The organism is Polaromonas sp. P1_E1_2 (genome assembly GCF_056406035.1).
This window is the reverse complement of the sequence record NZ_JBFUAZ010000795.1, coordinates 1-1,555: the sequence shown is the minus strand read 5'-3', so window position 1 is coordinate 1,555 and position 1,555 is coordinate 1. Positions and strand designations below refer to the sequence as shown.

2 protein-coding genes are annotated in these 1,555 nt (G+C 64.2%); both read right to left on the bottom strand.

Translation table 11 applies throughout. The annotated features are described in order from the left end of the window. Positions 1-952: efflux RND transporter permease subunit (locus AC1D1P_RS22975; protein ID WP_477674587.1), on the bottom strand; the 952-nt coding region annotated here is incomplete at its 3' end. A gap of 33 nt (positions 953-985) precedes the next feature. Beyond that, positions 986-1,555, bottom strand: a 570-nt coding sequence (locus AC1D1P_RS22970; RefSeq protein WP_477674586.1) for an efflux RND transporter periplasmic adaptor subunit, incomplete at its 5' end; no start/stop codon positions are given.

Below are 1,555 nucleotides of genomic sequence, written 5' to 3'. Positions count from 1 at the left end.
TTTTCAGGTCCTTCATCACGGCCTGCACATCGTCGGAGATCTGGATGGCGTTGGAGCCCGGTGCGGCAAACACCGGCACGGCCACAGCCTGTTTGTTGTCCAGCAGCGAACGCAGGGCGTAGTCCGACGCACCGAGCTCCAGGCGGGAAATATCGCGCAGGCGCGTCACGGCGCCGCCCTTGTCGGTCTTGACGATGATGTCGCCGAACTCTTCTTCGCTTTGCAGGCGGCCCTGGGCATTGATGGACAACTGCATGTCCACGCCGGGCAGGCCCGGGGAAGCGCCCACGACGCCGGCCGCAGCCTGGATGTTCTGCTCGCGGATGGCGCGCACCACGTCGCCGGCAGACAAACCGCGCTCAGCGACTTTTTGCGGGTCAAGCCAGACGCGCATCGAATAGTCGCCCGAGCCGAACAGCTGCACCTGGCCCACGCCGTTGATGCGCGCCAGGCGGTCCTTGACATTGAGCACCGCGTAATTGCGCAGGTAGGTCATGTCGTAGCGGTCGTTGGGCGACAGCAAGTGCACCACCATCGTGAGGTCGGGTGAGCTCTTGATGGTGGTAATGCCCAGGCGGCGCACTTCTTCCGGCAGGCGCGGCTCGGCTTGCGAGACACGGTTTTGCACCAGTTGCTGGGCCTTGTCGGGGTCGGTGCCGAGCTTGAAGGTGACGTTCAGCGTCATCAGGCCGTCGGTGGTGGCCTGGCTGCTCATGTAGAGCATGCCGTCCACGCCGTTGATGGATTCCTCGAGCGGAGTGGCGACGGTCTCGGCAATCACTTTGGGGTTGGCGCCGGGGTAGTTGGCGCGCACCACCACCGTGGGCGGCACAACGTCCGGGTATTCGGCGATCGGCAGCGAGCGCAGCGCGATCAGTCCGGCAATGAACATCAGCAGCGACAGCACGCCGGCAAAGATCGGCCGGTCAATAAAAAATTTGGAAAGATTCATGGCAATTCTTCTGGTTCAGGTGTCAAGGCGGGCTCAGGACTTGGCCGCGACCTTCACGGCTTTTTCGGTGAGTTCCGACTTGGCGGTCATCTCGACCGGCTGCGGTGTGATCAGCGCGCCGGGGCGGATGCGCTGCAGGCCGTTGACCACAATGCGTTCATTGGCGGCCAGGCCGCTTTTGACGACACGCAGGCCATCGACGGAAGCGCCCAGCGTGACTTCGCGGTACATCGCCTTGTTGTCGGCGCCGACCACGAGCACAAACTTCTTGTTCTGGTCGGTGCCGACGGCGCGCTCGTTGATCAGCAATGCCTTGCCTTTGGTGGCCTGGCCCATGCGGATGCGCGCGAACTGGCCGGGAATCAGCTGGCCGTCCTTGTTGTCGAACACGGCGCGCGCACGCACGGTGCCGCTTCGGGCGTCCACCTGGTTGTCGACCAGCTGCAGCTTGCCTTCAAACGGCGTGTCGGCGCTGGCGGCGGTGCCCATCTGCACCGGAATGCGGTCCAGGTTGCGGCCGCCCGCGATACCGGCGTTGGCGCCCTGCACGTCCTTGAGGGCCTTGACCACGACCTGCTCGTCGGCGTCGAAGCTCGCATAAAT